We start from the raw sequence: 20,434 nt of genomic DNA on the forward strand, positions 1-20,434 counted from the left end.
CACGAGCCGAGGAACGGAAGACGGATGCCCACGACAGAAGATCCCCGCGCCCCCTACGCCGAGAACGCCGAGACGCACCCCTGGCGGCGCTATGTCGCCCTGGGCGACTCGTTCACCGAGGGGGTGGGCGATCGCGAGCCGGCGGCGCCGAACGGCGTCCGGGGGTGGGCGGACCGGGTCGCCGAGGTGCTGTCGGAGCAGGTGGACGACTTCGCGTACGCCAATCTCGCCGTCCGCGGGCGCCTCATCTCCCAGATCGTCCACGAACAGGTGGAGCCGGCCATCGCCCTCAAGCCCGACCTCGTGACGTTCTCGGCGGGCGGCAACGACGTCATCCGCCCGAACGGCGACCCCGACCGGGTCGCGCAGCTCTTCGAGGACGCCGTCGTGCGGCTCTCGCGCGACCACGCCACGGTGGTCGTCTTCACGGGCATCGACACCGCGTTCACGCCGGTCTTCCGCGGTATCCGGGGCAAGGTCGCCATCTACAACGAGAACATCCGTGCGATAGCCGACCGGTACGACTGCATCGTGGCGGACCAGTGGGCGCTGAAAGAGGTGCAGGACATGCGCTTCTTCGATGACGACCGTCTGCACTACAACACCCTCGGCCATCACGAGGTGGCGCGCATGGTGCTGCGGGCGCTGAACGTCCCGAACGACCTGCAGCCGATGCAGCCCGACCCGCTCCCCCTCCGCACGTGGCGCGAGGCGCGCGCGGTCGACCTGGTGTGGGCGCGGGAGTACTTGGTGCCGTGGGTGCTGCGGCGCGTGCGTCACCAGTCGTCGGGCGATCATGTGACGGCCAAGCGCCCCGACCCGCTGCCGGTCATCACGCTGGCGCCCGGGCAGCAGGGTTCCCGATCGGCGCCCACGGGCGACGCGGACCTCGCGGACCGCCCCGAGGAGGTCTGAGGTGGCGACGCATCTCGTCACCGGAGCAGGATCCGGGATCGGCGCGGCGCTCGCCGAGCGGCTCGCCGAGCGCGGTGACGACCTCTGGCTGCTCGTGCGCGATGCCGGTCGCGCGGTACAGCTGCGCGAACGCTTTCCCGACGCGCAGACTCTCGTGGGCGACCTCTCCGACCCGGCACGCCTGTCGTGGGCGTTCAGTCACCAGAGCGTGCCGCCGCAGCTCGACTCGCTGATCCACGTGGCCGGCGTCGTCGAGCTCGGCGCCGTCGGCGAGACGCCCGTCGCGACCTGGCAGCATCAGCTGAACGTGAACGCCGTCTCGCCCGCCGAGCTGACGCGGCTGATGCTTCCCGCCCTGCGCGCCGCGCGCGGGCGCGTGGTGTTCGTGAACTCGGGCGCCGGGCTGCGGGTGAGTCCCGAATGGGGCTCGTACGCCGCGAGCAAGTTCGCGGTCCGCGCCATCGCCGATGCGCTCCGTGAGGAGGAGCGCGCCCACGGCGTGCGCGTGACGACGGTGTACCCGGGACGCACGGCGACGCCCATGCAGGAGAAGGTGCACCAGCAGGAGGGCGCGGATTACGACGCCTCCCAGTGGATCGAGCCGGCCTCGGTCGTCTCTGCGATCCTCGCAGCGCTGGATCTGCCACGGGATGCGGACCTCACCGAGCTGACGATCCGCCCGGGCGCCTGAGCGGACGCCGCCCCGCCGGCGTGACCTCGGCGCGACGCAGGTCAGCGCGTCCGCAGCTCCCACAGCGCGACCGCGCTCGCCGCAGCCACGTTGAGCGAGTCCACGCCCGCGGTCATCGGGATCGTGACGACCGTGTCGGCGACCTGGAGCGCGCTACGGGAGAGGCCGTCCCCCTCAGCGCCCAGCATCAGCGCGACCCGCTCGGGCCGCCGAGCGCTGAACTCGTCGAGCGCGACGGCGTCGTGGGCGAGCGCGAGGGCTGCGAGCGTGAACCCGGACTCGTGCAGCACGGCACCCGCTTCTCTCCACTCGGGCAGCCTCGTCCACGGCACCTGGAACACCGTCCCCATGCTCACCCGCACACTGCGCCGGTACAGCGGGTCGGCGCAGCGCGGGCTGACGAGCACCGCATCGGCACCGAGCCCGGCGGCCGCGCGGAAGATGGCGCCGACATTTGTGTGGTCGACGATGTCCTCGAGCACGACGACGAGCCGTGCGCCGGCGACCACCTCGGCGACGGTCGGCAGCTCCGGCCGATGCATCGACGCGAGGGCGCCCCGGTGCACGGCGTAGCCGGTGAGGGCTTCGGCGATCTCCGGAGCGACGACGTAGACCGGCACCGCTGTGTCGGCGAGCACCTGCTCGATATCGCCGAGCCACTTCTCCTGCACGAGCACCGATCGCGGGCGATGCCCCGCCCGGAGCGCGCGCGCGATGACCTTGGCGGACTCGGCGATGTACAGGCCGCCTTCGGGCTCGAGCACGCGCCGGAGCGCGACATCGGTGAGATCGCGGTAGTCCGCGAGTCGTTCGTCCGCGGCGTCGGTGATGTGGATCGCGTGCATCGGGTCCCATCGTCGCACGCGCCGACGGCTCAGACGCGCGTGCCGACCGCCGTCCAGGCCCGAGCCGTCACCGCGAAGGGCCCGTCGCCGAGCTCCTCGCGCAGGGCGCGCTCCAGCCGGGCCACGCCGGCCGCATCGAGTGTCGCGACGTAGCGCCCCGCCGGCCCGACGCCGAGGAGGAACGGCTGCCACCAGTCGTCGAAGCCGCGCAGCGCCACGGTGCTCTCGACGACCGTCTGCGTCACGTCCCCGAGGCCCGCGCGCTCGAAGATCTCGACCAGCTGTCCTTCGGCGGCACCGCTGAGGGAAGCCTCGCCGCGTACACCGGCGTCGAGACGGCGCGCGATGCGCCAGAAGTCCGAGAGGGGCCCACCGCCCCCGGCGTGATCCCACACGCACGCCGAGACACGTCCGCCGAGGGCGGTCACGCGCGCCATCTGACCGACGCCCCGCACCGGATCGGTCATGAAGTGCACGACGAGCTGCGCGAGCGCTGCCCCGAACTCCCCGTCGCCGAACGGGAGGTCCTCGGCGGCGGCCACGCGCACATCCGCGCCGGGGCAGGCCTCGGCGGTCGCCGCTGCGAACACCGGTTCGGGATCCACCGCGCTCACTGCCGCCGCTCCCCGGCGTCGCGCGAGCTCGAGCGTGAGCATGCCCGGTCCGCAGCCGACGTCCAGCACACGTGTCCCGGGGTGCACGCCTTCGAGCCCCACCGTGGCGAACGGCACGGCCAGCGGCGCAGAGAAGCGGCCCATGAACCGCGCGTACGCCTCCGCGCTGACACCGCCGAAGCTGCCCACGCGCTCATCCTGGCACGCGGGGGGCCGCCGTAACATCCCGGAAAACCGAGAGGCCTACACTCGACGCGAAGGGGGTGCGCCGTGACGACGATTTCGCCCGGACTGGACGCCCGGACGACGGACGCCGTGGCTGAGGCGATCGCCACGCTCTCGGGCCGCCGCATCGCGGTGCTGACCGGCGCCGGCGTCTCCACGGATTCCGGCATCCCCGACTATCGCGGCGCGGGCGCACCGGTGCGGACGCCCATGACGGTCGAGCAGTTCCTCTCCAGCGACACCTCTCGGCGGCGGTACTGGGTGGGCAGCCACCTCGGCTGGAAGGCGTTCGCGGCGGCCGAGCCCAACCCCGGTCATCGGGCGATCGCCGACCTCGAGGCGCGCGGGCTCGCCACCGGTGTCGTCACGCAGAACGTCGACGGCCTTCACGTCCGGGCCGGCAGCCGGCGCGTGGTGGAGCTGCACGGCACGATGCGCCGCATCTTCTGCACGCACTGCGGGCAGGTGTTCGACCGCCGCGACCTCGCCCGCCGCGTCGAAGACGACAATCCGTGGATCCGCGTCCCCGAGAACGTCGCGCTGGGGCCCGACGGCGACGTACTCCCCGAGAGCACCGAAGGATTCCGCATCCCGGCCTGCAGCGTGTGCGGCGGGATGCTGAAGCCCGACGTCGTCTTCTTCGGAGAGTTCATCCCGGCAGAGAAGTTCCGGGAAGCCGAGCAGCTGGTGCACACGAGCGGAGCCCTCCTCATCGCCGGTTCCTCGCTCGTCGTGAACTCCGGCATCCGACTCCTCGAGCGTGCGCGCCGCCGGCGCCTGCCGGTCGTGATCGTGAACCGCGGCGTCACCCGCGCCGACGCCCGCGCGTCGGTCAAGATCGACGCCGGCACGAGTGAGGTCCTCCGGGCACTGGCCGACGGCCTCCCGTCCCTCGCCTGACGCATCTCGCGTCCAGGCGGCCCGGGTAGGGTCGTCGCATGACCGCTCTCACCCTGATCCGCCACGGCGAGACCGACTGGAACCGCGATCGGCGGATCCAGGGTGCGACCGACATCCCCCTCAACGACACGGGCCGCTCGCAGGCCCGCGCCACCGCGGCCGTGCTGCGCGAGCGCCTCGGCGGTGTTGATCGACGGGCGGGGGTCGTGCCGGCGACGATCGTCTCGAGCGATCTCGCCCGTGCCCGCGAGACGGCCGAGATCATCGCCGCCGAACTGGGCCTCGCCGCACCGCGGACGTATCGCGGACTGCGCGAGCGCTCGTACGGAGAGGCGGAGGGCATCGACGTGGAAGAGTTCCGCGCCCGCTGGGGCGACTGGCACAGCGCCGAGATTCCCGGAGCCGAGCCGTGGCCGAAGCTGCGCCGGCGGGGCATCGCGGCTCTCGGCCGCGTGGTCCGCGATCACCGCCGCGCGACCGCGCCTGCGGCCGCGAACCTCATCGTCGTGAGTCACGGCGCGCTGATCCGGGAGCTGATCCGCCACGCCACGGCCGGCGAGCTGCCGCCCGCGGGCGAGCGCCTCGCCAACGGGTCGACGCACGACTTCGTCTACGAGCGCGATCACCTGCGGCTCGTGACGTACGCGGGACTCGTCGCCTAGGCTCGGCGCCATGGCCGCCGCCGCCACCGTCGACGAATACATCGCCGGCTTCCCGCCCGAGGTGTCCGCCCGCCTGATCAGGGTGCGCGCAGAGATCGTCGATGCCGTCACGGCGGCGTCGGGCACCGCACCCGAGGAGAAGATGCGCTACGGCATCGCCGCCGTCATGCTCGGCGGCCGGTACGCGCTGCACTTCGCCGGCTGGAAGAAGCACATCGGTCTCTACCCCGTGCCCCCGCTGCCCGCGCCGCTCGAGGCCGAGATCGCGCCGTACCGGGCCGAGAAGGACTCGGTGGTCTTCCCCCATGCGAAGCCCATGCCCGACGAGCTCATCGGCCGCGTCGCGCGCGCGATCGCCGACGAGCGCGTGCGTCAGCCGGCGAACGACTGACCCCGCGCGGCGAGTTCCTCGCCGAGGATGCGGACCGCCTTGGGGCCGACGCCGTGGATCGCGAGCAGCTCCGCCCGTGAGCGCATCGTGAGCTCGTCGTACCGGGTGACACCGTGGACCGCCAGCTCGCGCCGCGCGACCGTGCCGATCCGCGGGGTGAGCTCCGACTCCGCGCTCATCCGTCCGCGCGCGCGAGCACGCCGCGTGCGTGCCGCAGCACCGGCTCGTCGACCATGCGCCCCTGGTACGAGAACACCCCGCGCTCGTGCTCGGCGGCGGCGAGCACGGCGCGCGCCCACGCCACCGTCTTCTCGTCCGGCTGATAGGCAGCCCGGATCAGGGCCACCTGGCTCGGGTGGATGCACGCCGTCGCGCGGAATCCGGATGCCGCGGCATCCGCCGCCTCGATGCCCAGGCGCTTCGCGTCGTCGATGTCGAGGTGCACCGCGTCGATCGCCGCCTTGCCGCGTGCGCCCGCCGCGAGCAGCACGTGCGAGCGGGCGTAGCGTGCGATGTCGCGATAGCGGCCGTTCGGCTTGCGGCTGGATGTGCCGGCGAGGCTGGCGACCAGGTCCTCGGCGCCCCACATCAGCGCGACCACGTTGTCGAGCGCCGCGATCCGGTCGGCCTGGGCGACTCCCTTCGCGGTCTCGCACAGCGCGATGACCTCGAACCGGGCGTCGATGCGCTTGATGCGCTTGGGCGACTCGGACTTGGCGACCATGATGCGCCGGTAGTCGGTCTGCGAGAGGGTGGCGAGATCGGCGGCGAACGCGTCGGTCTCGGGCGGATTGACGCGCACGATGACGCGGGCCGGGTCCAGCTCGGACTCGATGAGGTGGCCCCGGGCCGCCGTCTTGTCGGCGGGCGCCACCGCGTCCTCCAGGTCGAGGATGACGGCATCCGCACGGTCGAACGCCTTCGCGTACCGCTCTGGCCGGTCTGCGGGGCAGAACAGCAGCGCGGGGCCGAGGTCGAAGCTCATAGGGTCCTCTCGGGGGTCTGCGGCGCGCACCACATCAGGGCGGTCCGCGTGGCCACCGCGACGACGTCGCCGCGCTGGTTGCGTCCGGTGTGACGAAGCGTCACGATGCCCTGCCCGGGCCGCGAGGCTGAGAGCCGCTTGTCGAGGACCTCGGTCTCGGTGTACAGCGTGTCGCCGTGGAACAGGGGCGCCGGGAACGAGATGTCGGTGAGGCCGAGCTGGGCGACGAGCGTGCCCTGCGTGATCTGCGAGACGGATGCCCCGACCATCGTCGCCAGCGTCCACATCGAGTTCATGAGGCGCTGACCGAACGGCTGCGACTCGGAGAACGCGGCATCCAGGTGCAGCGCCTGCGTGTTCATCGTGAGCGAGGAGAACAGCACGTTGTCCGCCTCGGTGGCCGTGCGACCGGGGCGATGCAGGTACGTCGCACCCACCTCGAGCTCGTCGTACCAGAGCCCCCGCTGCACGATCTCGGCGGAGCCGCCGGCGGCGGGGTTGTCGGCAGCGTCGGGCGTCACGTCTGTCACGCTACCCTCACGCCACGCCCAGTGCCCGGGCGATGACGAGCAGCTGCACCTCGTTCGTGCCCTCGCCGATCTCGAGGATCTTCGAGTCGCGGTAGTGGCGTGCGACCGGGTACTCGTTCATGAACCCGTTGCCGCCGAACACCTGCGTCGCGTCGCGCGCGTTGTCCATCGCCGCATCGCTCGCGGTGAGCTTGGCGATCGCCGCCTCGGTCTTGAACGGCTTTCCCGCGTCGCGCAGCCGCGCGGCGTGGTGCCACGCGAGGCGCGCGTTGTGCACGCGAAGCTGCATGCGGGCGAGCAGGAACTGGATGCCCTGCCTCGTCGCGAGCGCATCGCCGAACACCGTGCGCTTCTTGGCGTAGTCGACGGCGGCCTCCAGGCATCCCTCCGCCGCACCGGTCGACAGCGCCGCGATGGCGATGCGGCCCTCGTCGAGGATGTGGAGGAAGTTGGCGAACCCGCGACCGCGCTCGCCGAGCAGGTTCGCCTCGGGTACGCGCGCGTCCTGGAACGTCAGCGGATGCGTGTCGGAGGCGTGCCAGCCGACTTTGTCGTAGCCGGGCTCGACCGTGAACCCGGGGGTGCCGGACGGCACGATGATCGTCGAGATCTGCTTGCGGCCGTCCTGCTCCCCGGTCACCGCCGTGACGGTCACGAACCGGGTGATGGGCGTGCCCGAGTTGGTGATGAACTGCTTCGACCCGTTGATCACCCACTCGCCGCCCTCGAGCCTGGCCGTGGTACGCGTCGCGCCGGCATCGGAGCCTGCTTCCGGCTCGGTGAGCCCGAAACCGGCGAGCGCCTTGCCCGCGAGCAGATCGGGCAGCAGCGCGTGCTTCTGCTCCTCGGTGCCGAAGCGGAACACCGGCATCGCACCGAGACTGACGCCGGCCTCGAGCGTGATGGCGATGGACTGATCGACGCGGCCGAGCGCCTCGATCGCGAGGCAGAGCGCGAAGTAGTCGCCGCCCTGCCCGCCGTACTCCTCGGGGAACGGCAGCCCGAACAGGCCCAGCTCGCCCATCTGGGCGACGACGTCCATCGGCAGGGTCTTCGTGCGGTCGGCCTCGTAGGCCTGCGGGGCGACGACCTCGTCGGCGAAGTCGCGCACCATGCGGGCGAGCTCTCGCTCGTCGTCGGTGAGGTTGAAGTGGTCCATGGCTGCCTCGGGTTTCAGGAGGGGGTGTCGGATGCCTCGTGGGCGGGTTCTGCGGCGGTGACGTGCGCGAGCACCTGGTCGCGGCGCACCTGGTCGCCGGTGGTGACGTCGAGTCGCACGACGCCCGCGTGGGGCGCGACGACGGGGTGCTCCATCTTCATGGCCTCGATGGTCACGATCCGGTCGCCGGCGGCGACGTCCGCGCCGTCGGACACGTGGAGCGCGACGACCGCGCCCGGCATCGGGGAGCGCAGTTCCGGATCGGTGGCGGCGGCATCGCGCTCGCGGGCGGCGAGGCGCTTCTCCATCGCCTGCCGGCGGGTGAGGGCGCGCAGCCGATGTGTCTCGGCGCCGGCGTGGACCCAGATCCACCCTGCGGCATCCGTGGCCACTGTCACCCCCGGGGCGGGCGCCTTCGCAGTGGCGTGCGATCCGCCGTGCGGAACGAAGCCGGCGCGGCCGGAGGCCGACGGCTCCGGGGCCCGTCGTGGGTCCATGGCGGAGAACGAGGCCGGCGCGAGGTCGGGAGCGGCCACGACGACGATGGCGCCGTTCTCCTCCTCGACCGCGACCGTGCGGCCGACCGGTGCGCTCCCCGCGCGCCAGCCGGTGCCGGCGAGCCACAGCGGGCCCGCCGCCGCTCGGACCGGCTCGGCGCCGCGCACGCGCGCGAGCTCTCCGGCCACGGCTGCGGCGGCGAGCGCCGCCTCCCCCGGCTCCGCGGCGGTGTACGGCGGCATCCGGTCGATCAGTCCGGTGTCCATATCGCCGGCGCGGACGCCCGGATCGGCCAGCAGCGCCCGCAGGAAGCCGAGGTTGCTGTCGACGCCGAGCAGCACGGTCTCGGCGAGCGCGGCGCCGAGCCGCTCGATCGCCTGGGCGCGATCGCCGGCGTGGGCGATCACCTTCGCGATCATCGGGTCGTAGTCGGACGAGACGACGCTGCCCGACTCGACCGCGGCGTCCGTCCGCACCCCGGCAGGCTCGCGCCACACCAGCACGTCGCCGGTCGCCGGCAGGAAGCCGCGCTCGGGGCTCTCGGCGTACACGCGGGCCTCGATCGCGTGGCCGTCGAGGCGGATGTCGTCCTGCGCGACCGCGAGCGGACGGCCCGCCGCGACCAGGAGCTGCTGCTCGACGAGGTCGACGCCGGTCACGAGCTCGGTCACCGGGTGCTCGACCTGCAGTCGCGTGTTCATCTCGATGAAGAAGAACTCGTCGGGGCGATCGCCGGCAACGAGGAACTCGACGGTGCCGGCGCCGCGGTAGTCCACGCTCGCGGCGGCCGCGCACGCCGCGGCTCCGAGGCGCGCGCGGGTGGCGGCATCCACCACCGGCGAGGGGGCTTCCTCGATGACCTTCTGGTGCCGGCGCTGCAGTGTGCACTCACGCTCGCCGAGATGGATGACGCTGCCGTGCACGTCGGCCAGCACCTGCACCTCGATGTGACGCGGGCGCTCGATGAGACGCTCCAGCAGCAGCGTGTCGTCGCCGAACGCCGCGGCGGCCACGCGCCGGGCCGTCGCCAGCGCCTGCGGCAGCTCGGACGCCCCGCGCACCACCTGCATGCCCTTGCCGCCCCCACCGGCCGAGGGCTTGACCAGCAGCGGATAGCCCGCCTCGGCCGCCGTCCCGGCGATCTCGGCGTCCGTCATCCCGACGGCGCTGAAGCCGGGGACGGTCGGGACGTCGTGCGCCGTCACGTGCTCCTTCGCGCGGATCTTGTCGCCCATCACGTCGAGGGCACGCTCCCCCGGGCCGATGAACACGATCCCGGCGTCGGCGCACGCGCGCGCGAAGCCGGCGTTCTCGGACAGGAACCCGTAGCCCGGATGGACGGCCTCGGCGCCGGTCTCGCGCGCGGCGCCGATCACCGCCTGGATGTCGAGGTACGACGCGGACGCGGCCGCCGGTCCGATGCGCACCGCGACGTCGGCCTCCCGCACGTGCGGCGCGTCGGCGTCGGCGTCGCTGTAGACGGCGACCGAGCGGATGCCGAGCCGCCGCAGCGTGCGGATCACCCGGCGTGCGATCTCGCCGCGGTTGGCGACGAGGACGGTCCCGAACGGGGGGCCGTCGACGGGATCGACGATCGCGGGCCGGGCCTCACGGACCGAGGTGGGAGAAGAGGTCACGGGGATCACATCCGGAAGACGCCGAAGCGTGGTTCGGGCAGGGGCGTGCGCGAGACGACGTCCAGCGCGAGTCCGAGCAGGTCGCGGGTGTCGAGTGGGTCGACCACGCCGTCGTCCCAGAGCCGGGCGGTGGCGTAGTAGGGGCTCCCCTGCTCCTCGTACTGAGCGCGGATCGGCGCCTCGAACGCCGCCTGGTCCGTCTGCGACCACTCCTGGCCTCGTGCCTCCAGCTGGTCGCGCTTGACTGTCGAGAGCACCGACGCGGCCTGATTCCCGCCCATCACCGAGATGCGGCTCGCGGGCCAGGTCCACAGGAACCGCGGCGAGTACGCACGGCCGCACATCGAGTAGTTGCCGGCGCCGAACGAGCCGCCGATCACGACGGTGAGCTTGGGGACGCGCGTGGTGGCGACGGCGGTGACCATCTTGGCGCCGTCCTTCGCGATGCCGCCTGCCTCGGCATCCCGTCCCACCATGAAGCCGGAGATGTTCTGCAGGAACAGCAGCGGCGTGCCGCGCTGGTCGCACAGCTCGATGAAGTGCGCGCCCTTCTGCGCGGAATCGCTGAACAGCACGCCGTTGTTCGCGACGACGCCGACGGGGTGGCCGTGGATGCGGGCGAAACCGGTCACGAGCGTGTCGCCGTACTCGCGCTTGAACTCATGGAACTCGCTGCCGTCGACGAGGCGGGCGATGACCTCCCGCACGTCGTACGGCTGGTTGACGTCGACGGGGACGACCCCGTACAGGTCGGACGGGTCGACCGCCGGCGGCACGCTCGGCACGACATCCCATGCGGGCGCTGCGGGAAGCGGCAGGGTGGCGACGATGTCGCGGACGATCTCGAGGGCGTGCTCGTCGTCCTCGGCGAGGTGATCGACGACGCCCGAGCGTCGGGCGTGCAGCTCTCCCCCGCCGAGCTCCTCGGCCGTGACGACCTCGCCGATCGCGGCCTTCACCAGCGGCGGGCCGCCGAGGAAGATCGTGCCCTGGTTGCGCACGATGACGGTCTCGTCGCTCATGGCAGGCACGTACGCGCCGCCGGCGGTGCAGGAGCCGAGGACCGCGGCGATCTGCGGGATGCCGGCGGCCGAGAGGCGGGCCTGGTTGAAGAAGATGCGCCCGAAGTGGTCGCGGTCGGGGAACACCTCGTCCTGCATGGGCAGGAACGCGCCGCCCGAGTCGACGAGATAGACGCACGGCAGGCGGTTCTCGAACGCGATCTCCTGGGCACGGAGGTGCTTCTTCACCGTCAGCGGGTAGTACGTGCCGCCCTTGACGGTCGCGTCGTTGCAGACCACCATCACCTGACGGCCGTGGACGAGGCCGATGCCGGCGATGACACCGGCGGCCGGGGCATCCCCGCCGTACAGCCCGTCGGCGGCGAGCGGTGCGATCTCGAGGAAGGGGCTCCCCTCGTCGAGCAGCCGCGCGACGCGGTCACGGGGCAGCAGCTTGCCGCGTGCGACATGGCGCTCCCGTGAGGCGGCGGGCCCGCCGAGGGATGCCGCCGCCAGCCGGTCGCGCACCTCTCGAGCCAGCCCCTGCTGCGCCTCGTGGATGCGCACGAAGGTCTCGTCGTGCACCGCGGCGGTGCTCAGCACGCCCATCTGCGCCCTCCCGTGTCATCTCCGTCGACGTCACGATCGGATCACGTCCGTTGTCCTGACGCGATCGGATTGGTTAGTGTTCACTAACTGAGCTTCAGGTTAGCGACCATTAACTGGAATCACAAGCGGGGAACCGGAATGACAAGCGCCGCCACCGACCGCGATCGTGCGAAGGCCGACCGCCACGCAGCGATCCTCCGCGAGGCGGCCGCCCTGTTCGCCGAACGCGGCTTCAGCGGCGTCAGTCTCGAAGACATCGGCGGCGCGGTCGGCGTGAGCGGTCCGGCCCTCTACCGGCACTTCGCCAACAAGCAGGCGCTGCTCGGCGCCATCCTCGTCGAGGTGAGCGAGCGGCTGCTGGCCGGAGGCCGGACCGTGCTGACGGCCCATGAAACCCCCGCCGACCAGCTCGACGCGATCATCGCCTTCCACGTCGAGTTCGCGCTCCGCGATGCCGACGTCATCCGCGTCCAGGACCGCGATCTCGCCAGCCTCAGCGACGACGACCGCCACACCGTCCGACGCCTCCAGCGCGAGTACGTCGAGGTGTGGATCGGCATCCTCTCGACGATCCATCCCGAGCGGGACGAGGACGACCTGCGCGTGCGCGCCCACGCGTGCTTCGGCCTCATCAACTCGACGCCCCACACCGTGCGCGCCTCCCGGTCGCGCCCCGGGGAGCGCGACGTGCGCGGCATCCTCCGCGCGATGGCCCGCGCTTCGCTCACCGCCTGAACTGTCTGGGTGGCCTAATCTGGACGGACCATGGCGGGGGATGGCCACACGGACGACGCGCAGCCGGAGGATCACGGCGACGCGGAAAGAGTCATGCGACCGCGTGCGGAGGGCACCGACAGCTCGCGCCGCGACTTCCTGAAGCTCGGCGGCATCGCGACCGCGGGGCTCGTGGTCGGCGGCGCGGTCGGCGCTGCGGCGGGCGCCACCATCGGCCACGAGCTCGGCTTCCGCGAGGGATCACTCGATCTGGCCGCTCTGCCCGCGCGCTCGGAGCCCGGCTTCGATCATGTGGTCGTCGTCATGGGCGAGAACCGCTCGTTCGACAACCTGCTCGGCTGGCTGTACACGCCCGACACGCTCCCCGACGGCGCGACGTTCGACGGGCTCGCCTTCGGGGACTATGCCAACACCGCCCCGAGCGGCGAGCGGATCGCGGCGCACACCTACAGCGGTCCCACCGACGAGGTGATGGGCCGGCCGAACCCCGATCCCGGCGAAGAGTTCCCGCACGTCAATACGCAGCTGTTCGGCACGGTGTCGCCCGCCGCCAATGCGACCAGCCAGATCGGCGACATGACGGCGCCCTTCAACGCACCGCCCTCCGGCACCGTGCCGACGATGGACGGATTCGTCCGCGACTACTGGAACAACGTCGAGCGGCTGCGCCGTGGGCAGGCACCCACGCTGGAGGAGGCCACCCACATCATGGGCAGCTTCTCCCCCGAGCAGCTGCCGGTGCTCTCCACCCTCGCCAAAGGCTTCGCCGTCTTCGACGCGTGGTTCGCCGCCGTCCCGTCGCAGACCTACTGCAACCGGTCGTTCTTCCACGCGTCGACCTCGCACGGCTTCGTCACGAACAAGCACGGCGGCGGCTACGACAAGTGGCTCGACGCGCCCGCGACGCCGACGATCTTCAACCGGCTCGAGGAGGCCGGCATCTCGTGGAAGATCTACTTCGACGAGATGCAGCTGGTGTCTCTCACGGGCATGATGCACGCCCCCGTGCTGGAGCAGTACTGGCGCACCGGCCGCTTCGGCCACATGTCGGAGTTCGCCGAGGATGCCGCGGCCGGGCGTCTGCCGGCCTACGCGTTCATCGAGCCGCGGATGGTCTACAACCACAACGACTTCCACCCGCCCTTCGGCGTGTACCGCGAGAGCGACGTCGACGGCACGCCCGTGCTGGATTCCGCCATCTCGGACGTGCGTGCCGGCGAGAAGCTCATCGCCGACGTGTACAACGCCATCAAGGACAGCGCCACGCCAGACGGCTCCAACGCGCTCAACACGCTGCTGCTGATCACCTTCGACGAGCACGGCGGCACGTACGACCACGTCCCTCCCCCGGCCGCGGTCCCACCGGTCGCCGACGACGCACCCGGCGAGATGGGCTTCACGTTCGACCGGCTGGGGCTGCGCGTGCCCGCGATCGCCGTCTCGGCCTACACGCGCAGCGGCACCATCGTCCACGATGAGCTGCACCATGGCGCCGTGATCGCGACGCTCGCACGCCTGCACGGCCTGCGTCCGCTCACCCGTCGCGACGCGACGGCGCGCGACCTGTTCTCGGTGATCAACCTCGACGCTCCCAGAGATCCGTCGACCTGGCCCGTCGTGCACCCGATGTACGTGCCGCCCAACCCGCACGAGGACGAGCGGATCGATCTCCGCGACGGCAAGCACAGGACAAAGCCGCTCAGCCCGCCCGGACGCGGGCTGCTGGGTCTGCTGCTCGCGCGCTACGCGCCGCCCGGTGCACCCGAGCCCGAGACCTACGCCGAGGCGTACGAGGTGCTCCAGAAGCACGGGCTCGGCCTCTTCTACCCGAAGAAGAGCTGACCGGCCGACCCCCAAGGTGCCGGCCGGCCAGCGGCCTTCTATCGCAGCAGCATCGCCCGCCCGGGCTCGCGCAGGATGTCGGCGACGTCGACGAGGAACCGTGACCCCTGCTCGCCGTCCACGAGGCGATGGTCGAACGAGAGAGCGAGCGTCATCACGTCGCGCAGCGCGATCTCGCCGCGGTGCTCCCACGGCTGGCGCCGCACGGCTCCGAGGGCGAGGATGCCTGCCTCCCCCGGGTTGATGATCGGTGTGCCGGCGTCGACGCCGAACACGCCGACGTTCGTGATCGAGAACGTGCCGCCCATCATGTCCGCCGGCGCCGTCCTGCCCGACCGCGCGGTCTCGGCGAGGCCGCGGATGGCGTCGGCGAGCTCGACCAGGGTGAGCTCCTGCGCGTCGCGGATGTTGGGCACGACGAGGCCCCGCCCGGTCGCCGCGGCGATGCCCAGGTTGACGTAGTGGTGCTCGACGATCTCGCCCGCCGCATCGTCCCACTTCGAGTTGAGCCCCGGGTGGCGCGCGAGCGCGAGGCATACGGCTTTGGCGGCCACCGCCATGATGCCGATCCGGTGCTCCTGGAGGGCGCGGTCCGCGCGCAGCGACGCGATCAGCTCGCTGGTCGCCGTGACGTCGACCGTCAAGAACGTGGTCACGTGCGGCGCCGTGAAGGCGCTGCGCACCATGGCCTCCGCGGTCACGCGCCTCACGCCCCGGATCGGCGTGCGCGTCGTGCGCTCGCCGGCCTCACCCGATCGCGGCAGCTCGAACGTCTCCACCGGTTCGGCGGACGCCGCGGCCACCGGGGCGACCGTGACCGCTCCGACGCGCTCCGCGTACGCCTCCACATCGGCACGTGTGATCACGCCGGACGCGCCTGTGGCCTCGACGAGTGCGAGGTCCACGCCGAGCTGCTTGGCGAGCTTGCGCACCGGCGGAGTCGAACGGGGACGTTCGACCGCACGCTCCACGACATCCGCGAACTGGATCGCGTCGTGCGGAGCCGCTTCGAGCACCGCGGTGTCGGATGCTGCAGCCACGGTTCCCGCGACGCGTGCGCGACGCTGCGGCCGTGCGGCACTTCGGGGCGCGGCGCCGTAGCCGACGAGGTTCGGCTCGGACGCGGGGGCCGCCGCCGCGCTCACCGAGGCGGAGGCGGCTTCGGCCGACGGCGGAACCGCGGCGGCAGCGGGAGCGGGCGTGGGGGTGGGGGCGGTCGCGGCGGTGTCGAACGAGATCAGCACCGAGCCGACCGCCACGACGTCACCGGGGGCGGCGTGCAGGGCGGTCACGGTGCCGGCGTGCGGCGACGGCAGCTCGACGACGGCCTTGGCGGTCTCGACCTCGGCGATCGTCTGGTTGAGTGCGACGGTGTCGCCCACGGCGACCAGCCACTGCACGAGCTCGGCCTCGGGAAGGCCCTCGCCGAGGTCGGGGAGACGGAAGTCCTGTGCCATCAGTCGCGCACCCCGCTCAGGCTGTTCGGCCGGTCCATGACACGATCGACGGCGTCGAGGATGCGGTCGAGGTCGGGCAGATGATGCTTCTCGAGCTTCGCAGGCGGGTACGGGATGTCGTGGCCGGTGACCCGCTGGGGCGCGGCCTCGAGATAGTTGAAGCACCGCTCGGTGACGCTCGCGATGAGCTCGGCGCCCACCCCGGCCTCCCGAGCTGCCTCGTGCGTCACGACGACCCTGCCGGTCTTGCGGACGGATGCCGTCACCGTGCGGTAGTCCACGGGCGAGATGGAGCGCAGATCGATGACCTCGATCGAGACGCCGTCGTCCTCGGCCGCGGTGGCGGCATCCAGAGCAGTGCCGACCTGCGAGCCGTAGGTCAGGAGCGTCACGTCGCTGCCCTCACGCGCGACGCGGGCGAGACCCATCGGCGGCGCGTCGGCCAGTTGCACGTCGAGATCGACCTCGCCCTTGGAGTGGTAGAGCCGCTTGGGTTCGAAGAAGACCACCGGGTCGTTCGACGCGATGGCCTGACGCAGCATCACGTACGCGTCCTGCGGGTTCGACACCGCGACGACGCGGAGCCCCGAGGTGTGGACGAAGTAGGCCTCCGGCGACTCGGAGTGATGCTCGGCCGCGCCGACGCCACCGGCCCACGGGATGCGGATCGTGATCGGCATCGTGACGTTGCCGCGCGTGCGGTAGTGCAGCTTCGCGACCTGGCACACGATCTGGTCGAACGCGGGGTACACGAATCCGTCGAACTGGATCTCGACGACGGGCCGGTAGCCGCGGAAGGCGAGTCCGACGGCGGTGCCCATGATGCCCGCCTCGGCGAGCGGGGTGTCGACCACCCGCTGCGCGCCGAACTCGCCGAGCAGTCCGTCGGTGATGCGGAACACACCGCCGAGCTTGCCGATGTCCTCGCCCATGACGAGCACCTTCGGATCGTCGGCCATCGCGCGGCGGAGTCCTTCGTTGATGGCCTTCGCCATCGTGAGCTGCGCCATCGTCACACCTCCTCGGGGGCGGGGGCGAACCCGTCGAGGTACGCACCGAACCACTCGCGCTGCTCGTCGATCCCCGAGTGGGGCTCGGCGTAGACGTTGTCGAGCACCGTCAGCGGTGCGCGGGTCGTGGCGGTCATCGCGGCTTCGCGGACCCCGGCGGCCAGCGCATCGGCATCAGCCTCGACCGTGCCGATGAACGCCTCGTCGAACTCGCCGCGTGCGCGCAGCAGGGCCTCGAGCCGCGTGATCGGGTCGCGGCGACGCCACTTCTCGACCTCCTCCTTGTCGCGATAGCGCGTGGGGTCGTCGGAGGTGGTGTGCGGGCCCATGCGGTACGTCACGGCCTCGATGAAGGCGGGGCCCTCGCCGCGGCGGGCCATGTCCAGCGCCCAGCGCATCGCTGCGAAGCACGCGAGCACGTCATTGCCGTCCACGCGCATGCTGGGGATGCCGAACCCGGGCGCCCGGCCGGCGATCGGGAACTTCGCCTGCACCGAGACGGGCTCCGAGATCGCCCACTGGTTGTTGGTGCACACGAAGACGACGGGCGCCCCGAAGGAGGCGGCGAAGACCATCGCCTCGTTGACGTCGCCCTGGCTGGAGGCACCGTCGCCGAAATAGGCGACCGACACCTGGTCGGTGCCGTCGCGCTGCACGCCCATGGCGTAGCCCACGGCGTGCAGCGCCTGCGCGCCGATGATGATCTGCTGCGTGGCTGTGTTGATGTCGTAGGGGTTGTACGTCGAGTGCTCCTCGCCCCGCCAGGCGAGCACGAAGTCCGAGGGCTTGCCCCCACGCGCGTAGACCACGCCCGTCTCGCGGTAGCTCGGGAACGCGAAGTCGTCGGCGCGCAGCGCCCGCGCGGTGCCGATCTGGGTCGCCTCCTGCCCCTGGCAGGGCGGCCAGAGGCCGAGCTGGCCCTGCCGCTGGAGTGCGACGCCCTCGGTGTCGATGCGTCGCAGCAGTACCATGTCACGGTACAGACCGCGCAGTGTGATGGCGTCGACGTCGGCGACCCAGCGATCGAGCTCGGGGTCGGCGATGCGCTCGCCGTCGGGTGTCAGCAGTCGCGCGACATCGTCGATGTCGGTGGCGAGATCCGCTGTCGGGGTCAGGGTGTGCGTCATCGTCATCACTCCTCGTTGCGGGCTCCCTCGTGAGGAGCCGCTTCGCGTCCGCCGGCTTCGTCGCCGGCTACCTCGAGGCTACGTCTGCATCGCACCTCGCTCAAGCATCCGTGCTCTGCTTGAGCATGTTGATAAGTCATGACCACCCAGACCGTGCTAACGTTTCGCACTATGAGTGCCCTCGATCACGTCGACCTGGAGCTGCTGGCAGCGCTCTCCGCCGATCCCCGCGCGACCGTCGTCGCACTCGCCGAACGGCTCGGCCTCTCACGCAACACGGTGCAGGCGCGCATGTCACGGCTGGAGAAGGCGGGAGTGTTCCTGTCGTATGAGCGGGCGATCTCTTCGGCGTCGCTGGGGTTTCCGATCGAGGCGTTCATCAGCGTCATCGTGCGCCAGGCGGATCTCCCGCGCATCGCCGTCGAACTCGCCCGGGTGCCCGAGGTCGTGCAGGCGCACGGCCTGTCGGGTCAGGTGGACCTGCTGGTGCGGGTCGCCTGCCGTGACACGCAGCACCTGTTCGACACCGACGCCCGCATCCTCGCCATCGAGGGCGTCGAGCGCACCGAGACGTCACTGGTGATGGGCGAGGTCATCGCCCACCGCGTCACGCCCCTGATGGACCTGGCTCGACGCGATTAGGGCGTGTCTGACAAATCCTCCGCCTGAAACGATGGCGACGTTCAGGACCGCGACCTCGATCACTCAACGTCTGAGGATGCGGGCATCATGGAACGATGAGCGCCCGATCGGATCGTCTGCCGGTCGTGCTGCTGCATGGCTGGCCGGTGACCGAGGAGCATTGGCGACACCTGCTCCCCCTCCTCGACCAGGCGGGCTTCACCACCGTTCCGATCACCCTGCCAGGTCTCGGCGCGAAACCCGACCAGCGCCCGAGCTTCCGCAAGGCCGACCTTGCGCACTGGCTGAGGGATGTGCTCGCTCGACGCGGGATCACGCGTTTCGCGTTGATCGGCCATGACTGGGGCGCCACGGTTGCCGTATTCCTCGCCGCCGAGCTGGCTTCCGCAGTGACCGCGCTTGTCGTCGAGGAAGAGATCCTCCCCGGGATCGACATCGACATCCCCGCGCCGGGCCGTGACCATTACCCGACATGGCACGGACCCTTCAACCGTGCAGCCGGTCTCGCAGAACGCCTCGTCCCCGGACGCGAAGCCGCCTACTACGGCGTGTTCCTCCAGCAGAGCGCAGGCCCGGCGGGACTCGATCCCGCCACGATGCGTTCGTACGTCAACGCATATTCCGCACGGGGCGTTCTGGAAGCAGGCCTCGGCTACTATCGCACCCGCAGTGAAGATCTCAGCGACGTCCAGGCCCTCGTCACGAACCAGGTCGCAACACCCGTGCTCGCGATCGGCGGGCGCTTCGCATTGGGCTCCGCCGTCGCCGACGGTGTGCGTCCCATCGCCAGGGACGTGACCAGTCTCGTTCTCGATGACTCCGGTCACTACCCACTTGAACAAGAGCCTGAACCAGCCGGGCGCGCTGTTGTCCAGTTTCTTCGCCGGCACAGTTCGACAACTGCCGCGCGCGGGCGATGACAGCGTTGAGGCCCAGGGCTCCCTCTCAGGAGAGCACAGCCGCCTCACCGCGTGGGTTCGCGGTCGACGATGCGTCGGCACGCACGAGCACGACGCCCACGAGGATCAGCGCCCCACCGGCGAACTGGATCGGTGCGGGCACCTCGGCGAGGAAGATCCACGCGAACATGAGGGCGAACAGCACCTCTGACAGCCCGACGAACGACGCCACACGAGAGCCGATGCGCGGAACCGCCATCACGCCGAACGCGTAGCCGAGCGTCGTGGCGACGGCGGCCACCCAGAGCAGCGGCATCCACCACGGCACCGCGGTGCCGGCCAGCACGACCGAGACGGCGGGGGCCTGGAACGGCATGATGCCGGTGGCGCAGAGCACCCCCATCACGAGCGCGCCGGTCAGCAGGCCGCTCGCCGCCAGCGCCAGCGGTGGCAGGTCGTCGCCGGCGCGCTCGGAGATCACGAAATAGGCGCACACGCAGACGGCCGCCGCGAGTGCCAGCAGGGTGCCGATCAGATCGAACGACGCGCCCGAGATGTCGACGACGAGCACGAGGCCGACGATCGCGACCAGCGATCCCCACAGCACGAGCGCGGACGGTGCCCGCCGGGTGCGCACCCACACGGCGACCACCAGCATGACCGGCGCGAGGTACTGGATCAGCAGCGCCACGGCCACCGGCATCCGCTGCATCGCGGAGAAGAAGAAGAGCTGGCAGCCGAGCACGGGCATGAGACCGAAGCCGACGATGAGCCGCCAGTGCCGGCGCAGGAAGCCGCGCTGCCGCTTCATCGCCAGGAAGAGCGCCGGCGACAGCACGAGGCCGGCGACGCCCATGCGTACGAGCAGCGCCGCACCGAGCGACCAGCCGGCTTCGAGGAGCGGCTTGATGAACGGCCCGCTCGACGAGAACGCGAGCGCCGAGGCGACGCCCATGATCAGGCCGGTGGTTCGCAGTCGTGCGCTCGAGCCGGGCGCCGAGCTCGGAAGGGCGACGCGAAGCGACGCGGTCGAGGTCATGGGCGCATCCGACTGTCAGGA

The 20,434-nt window shown here is 71.4% G+C and carries 21 protein-coding genes; 9 read left to right on the forward strand and 12 right to left on the reverse strand.

Features of this window, described 5'->3' with window-relative positions; translation table 11 throughout:
- Positions 1–24 precede the first annotated feature (24 nt).
- Together MRBLMI12_RS16900 and MRBLMI12_RS16905 are read left to right on the forward strand one after the other, a co-directional pair.
- The gene (locus tag MRBLMI12_RS16900; RefSeq protein WP_349427628.1) at positions 25–915 is read left to right on the forward strand and encodes an SGNH/GDSL hydrolase family protein; all 891 of its coding nucleotides are present in this window, start codon (positions 25–27) and stop codon (positions 913–915) included.
- 1 nt (position 916) lies between these two features.
- Positions 917–1,606, forward strand: a complete 690-nt coding sequence (locus tag MRBLMI12_RS16905) for an SDR family oxidoreductase (RefSeq protein ID WP_363357452.1) — start codon at positions 917–919, stop codon at positions 1,604–1,606.
- A 41-nt stretch (positions 1,607–1,647) separates the two neighbouring features.
- On the opposite strand, the gene MRBLMI12_RS16910 is transcribed toward MRBLMI12_RS16905, so the two are convergent.
- Together MRBLMI12_RS16910 and MRBLMI12_RS16915 are read right to left on the reverse strand one after the other, a co-directional pair.
- Positions 1,648–2,451: a TrmH family RNA methyltransferase gene (locus MRBLMI12_RS16910; RefSeq protein ID WP_363357453.1), complete on the reverse strand. Its 804-nt coding sequence runs from the start codon at positions 2,449–2,451 to the stop codon at positions 1,648–1,650.
- 29 nt (positions 2,452–2,480) lie between these two features.
- The gene (locus tag MRBLMI12_RS16915) at positions 2,481–3,254 is read right to left on the reverse strand and encodes a class I SAM-dependent methyltransferase (protein ID WP_363357454.1); all 774 of its coding nucleotides are present in this window, start codon (positions 3,252–3,254) and stop codon (positions 2,481–2,483) included.
- An 81-nt stretch (positions 3,255–3,335) separates the two neighbouring features.
- Between MRBLMI12_RS16915 and MRBLMI12_RS16920 the strand changes: the two genes are divergently transcribed.
- From MRBLMI12_RS16920 to MRBLMI12_RS16930, 3 genes are read left to right on the forward strand one after another with little or no spacing between them, the layout of a single operon-like run.
- On the forward strand, positions 3,336–4,190 hold the full coding sequence (locus MRBLMI12_RS16920) for a Sir2 family NAD-dependent protein deacetylase (RefSeq protein WP_404908388.1): 855 nt from the start codon (positions 3,336–3,338) through the stop codon (positions 4,188–4,190).
- 38 nt (positions 4,191–4,228) lie between these two features.
- Entirely contained in the window at positions 4,229–4,852 is a 624-nt protein-coding gene (locus tag MRBLMI12_RS16925; RefSeq protein WP_363357455.1) for a histidine phosphatase family protein, read from the forward strand.
- Positions 4,853–4,862: 10 nt separating this feature from the next.
- Positions 4,863–5,243, forward strand: a complete 381-nt coding sequence (locus tag MRBLMI12_RS16930; RefSeq protein WP_363357456.1) for an iron chaperone — start codon at positions 4,863–4,865, stop codon at positions 5,241–5,243.
- On the opposite strand, the gene MRBLMI12_RS16935 is transcribed toward MRBLMI12_RS16930, so the two are convergent.
- The 6 genes from MRBLMI12_RS16935 to MRBLMI12_RS16960 are packed head-to-tail and all read right to left on the reverse strand — an operon-like array spanning position 5,225 to position 11,662.
- A complete protein-coding gene (locus MRBLMI12_RS16935; RefSeq protein ID WP_363357457.1) occupies positions 5,225–5,422 on the reverse strand; it encodes a hypothetical protein in 198 nt (65 codons plus the stop codon). The genes MRBLMI12_RS16930 and MRBLMI12_RS16935 overlap by 19 nt on opposite strands.
- Positions 5,419–6,228, reverse strand: coding sequence for an HpcH/HpaI aldolase/citrate lyase family protein (locus tag MRBLMI12_RS16940; RefSeq protein ID WP_363357458.1), 810 nt, complete (start codon positions 6,226–6,228; stop codon positions 5,419–5,421). The genes MRBLMI12_RS16935 and MRBLMI12_RS16940 overlap by 4 nt, the downstream gene beginning before the upstream one ends.
- On the reverse strand, positions 6,225–6,758 hold the full coding sequence (locus tag MRBLMI12_RS16945) for a MaoC family dehydratase (protein WP_414686224.1): 534 nt from the start codon (positions 6,756–6,758) through the stop codon (positions 6,225–6,227). Before MRBLMI12_RS16945 ends, MRBLMI12_RS16940 begins: the two co-directional genes overlap by 4 nt.
- 7 nt (positions 6,759–6,765) lie before the next feature.
- Positions 6,766–7,917, reverse strand: coding sequence for an acyl-CoA dehydrogenase family protein (locus MRBLMI12_RS16950; RefSeq protein ID WP_363357460.1), 1,152 nt, complete (start codon positions 7,915–7,917; stop codon positions 6,766–6,768).
- A gap of 14 nt (positions 7,918–7,931) precedes the next feature.
- Positions 7,932–10,052 carry a biotin carboxylase N-terminal domain-containing protein gene (locus MRBLMI12_RS16955; RefSeq protein ID WP_414686225.1) on the reverse strand — a complete coding sequence of 707 codons (2,121 nt, stop codon included), beginning with the start codon at positions 10,050–10,052 and terminating at the stop codon, positions 7,932–7,934.
- A gap of 5 nt (positions 10,053–10,057) precedes the next feature.
- Positions 10,058–11,662: a carboxyl transferase domain-containing protein gene (locus MRBLMI12_RS16960; RefSeq protein ID WP_363357461.1), complete on the reverse strand. Its 1,605-nt coding sequence runs from the start codon at positions 11,660–11,662 to the stop codon at positions 10,058–10,060.
- Between the two features lie 138 nt (positions 11,663–11,800).
- On the opposite strand from MRBLMI12_RS16960, the gene MRBLMI12_RS16965 reads away from it, so the two are divergent.
- Positions 11,801–12,397, forward strand: coding sequence for a TetR/AcrR family transcriptional regulator (locus MRBLMI12_RS16965; protein WP_349427636.1), 597 nt, complete (start codon positions 11,801–11,803; stop codon positions 12,395–12,397).
- A 93-nt stretch (positions 12,398–12,490) separates the two neighbouring features.
- Positions 12,491–14,239: an alkaline phosphatase family protein gene (locus MRBLMI12_RS16970; protein ID WP_363357462.1), complete on the forward strand. Its 1,749-nt coding sequence runs from the start codon at positions 12,491–12,493 to the stop codon at positions 14,237–14,239.
- Positions 14,240–14,277: 38 nt separating this feature from the next.
- On the opposite strand, the gene MRBLMI12_RS16975 is transcribed toward MRBLMI12_RS16970, so the two are convergent.
- From MRBLMI12_RS16975 to pdhA, 3 genes are read right to left on the reverse strand one after another with little or no spacing between them, the layout of a single operon-like run.
- Positions 14,278–15,696: a dihydrolipoamide acetyltransferase family protein gene (locus MRBLMI12_RS16975; protein WP_363357463.1), complete on the reverse strand. Its 1,419-nt coding sequence runs from the start codon at positions 15,694–15,696 to the stop codon at positions 14,278–14,280.
- Positions 15,696–16,706 (reverse strand): alpha-ketoacid dehydrogenase subunit beta, encoded by a 1,011-nt coding sequence (locus MRBLMI12_RS16980; RefSeq protein WP_363357464.1) that lies wholly within the window; start codon positions 16,704–16,706, stop codon positions 15,696–15,698. Before MRBLMI12_RS16980 ends, MRBLMI12_RS16975 begins: the two co-directional genes overlap by 1 nt.
- Positions 16,707–16,708: 2 nt before the next feature.
- Positions 16,709–17,839 (reverse strand): pyruvate dehydrogenase (acetyl-transferring) E1 component subunit alpha, encoded by a 1,131-nt coding sequence (gene pdhA, locus MRBLMI12_RS16985; protein WP_363357465.1) that lies wholly within the window; start codon positions 17,837–17,839, stop codon positions 16,709–16,711.
- A 165-nt stretch (positions 17,840–18,004) separates the two neighbouring features.
- Between pdhA and MRBLMI12_RS16990 the strand changes: the two genes are divergently transcribed.
- Together MRBLMI12_RS16990 and MRBLMI12_RS16995 are read left to right on the forward strand one after the other, a co-directional pair.
- Positions 18,005–18,475: an Lrp/AsnC family transcriptional regulator gene (locus tag MRBLMI12_RS16990; RefSeq protein WP_331907206.1), complete on the forward strand. Its 471-nt coding sequence runs from the start codon at positions 18,005–18,007 to the stop codon at positions 18,473–18,475.
- Positions 18,476–18,570: 95 nt separating this feature from the next.
- Complete coding sequence (locus tag MRBLMI12_RS16995; RefSeq protein WP_363357466.1) at positions 18,571–19,395, forward strand: alpha/beta fold hydrolase; 825 nt, start codon at positions 18,571–18,573, stop codon at positions 19,393–19,395.
- Positions 19,396–19,420: 25 nt separating this feature from the next.
- Here the strand turns inward: MRBLMI12_RS16995 and MRBLMI12_RS17000 are convergent, their stop codons facing one another.
- Positions 19,421–20,413 carry an EamA family transporter gene (locus tag MRBLMI12_RS17000; RefSeq protein ID WP_363357467.1) on the reverse strand — a complete coding sequence of 331 codons (993 nt, stop codon included), beginning with the start codon at positions 20,411–20,413 and terminating at the stop codon, positions 19,421–19,423.
- Positions 20,414–20,434: the final 21 nt, after the last annotated feature.

The sequence above is a fragment of the Microbacterium sp. LMI12-1-1.1 genome (genome assembly GCF_040676455.1).
Taxonomy (GTDB): Bacteria; Actinomycetota; Actinomycetes; order Actinomycetales; family Microbacteriaceae; genus Microbacterium.

Excerpts from the sequence above, each read along its gene's own strand:
- MRBLMI12_RS16900 (WP_349427628.1), top strand. The coding sequence starts at position 25 with ATGCCCACGACAGAAGATCCCCGCGCCCCCTACGCCGAGAACGCCGAG.
- MRBLMI12_RS16910 (WP_363357453.1), bottom strand. The coding sequence starts at position 2,451 with ATGCACGCGATCCACATCACCGACGCCGCGGACGAACGACTCGCGGAC.
- MRBLMI12_RS16925 (WP_363357455.1), top strand. The coding sequence starts at position 4,229 with ATGACCGCTCTCACCCTGATCCGCCACGGCGAGACCGACTGGAACCGC.
- MRBLMI12_RS16930 (WP_363357456.1), top strand. The coding sequence starts at position 4,863 with ATGGCCGCCGCCGCCACCGTCGACGAATACATCGCCGGCTTCCCGCCC.
- MRBLMI12_RS16935 (WP_363357457.1), bottom strand. The coding sequence starts at position 5,422 with ATGAGCGCGGAGTCGGAGCTCACCCCGCGGATCGGCACGGTCGCGCGG.
- MRBLMI12_RS16940 (WP_363357458.1), bottom strand. The coding sequence starts at position 6,228 with ATGAGCTTCGACCTCGGCCCCGCGCTGCTGTTCTGCCCCGCAGACCGG.
- MRBLMI12_RS16950 (WP_363357460.1), bottom strand. The coding sequence starts at position 7,917 with ATGGACCACTTCAACCTCACCGACGACGAGCGAGAGCTCGCCCGCATG.
- MRBLMI12_RS16960 (WP_363357461.1), bottom strand. The coding sequence starts at position 11,662 with ATGGGCGTGCTGAGCACCGCCGCGGTGCACGACGAGACCTTCGTGCGC.
- MRBLMI12_RS16965 (WP_349427636.1), top strand. The coding sequence starts at position 11,801 with ATGACAAGCGCCGCCACCGACCGCGATCGTGCGAAGGCCGACCGCCAC.
- MRBLMI12_RS16970 (WP_363357462.1), top strand. The coding sequence starts at position 12,491 with ATGCGACCGCGTGCGGAGGGCACCGACAGCTCGCGCCGCGACTTCCTG.
- MRBLMI12_RS16975 (WP_363357463.1), bottom strand. The coding sequence starts at position 15,696 with ATGGCACAGGACTTCCGTCTCCCCGACCTCGGCGAGGGCCTTCCCGAG.
- MRBLMI12_RS16980 (WP_363357464.1), bottom strand. The coding sequence starts at position 16,706 with ATGGCGCAGCTCACGATGGCGAAGGCCATCAACGAAGGACTCCGCCGC.
- pdhA (WP_363357465.1), bottom strand. The coding sequence starts at position 17,839 with ATGACGATGACGCACACCCTGACCCCGACAGCGGATCTCGCCACCGAC.
- MRBLMI12_RS16990 (WP_331907206.1), top strand. The coding sequence starts at position 18,005 with ATGAGTGCCCTCGATCACGTCGACCTGGAGCTGCTGGCAGCGCTCTCC.
- MRBLMI12_RS16995 (WP_363357466.1), top strand. The coding sequence starts at position 18,571 with ATGAGCGCCCGATCGGATCGTCTGCCGGTCGTGCTGCTGCATGGCTGG.
- MRBLMI12_RS17000 (WP_363357467.1), bottom strand. The coding sequence starts at position 20,413 with ATGACCTCGACCGCGTCGCTTCGCGTCGCCCTTCCGAGCTCGGCGCCC.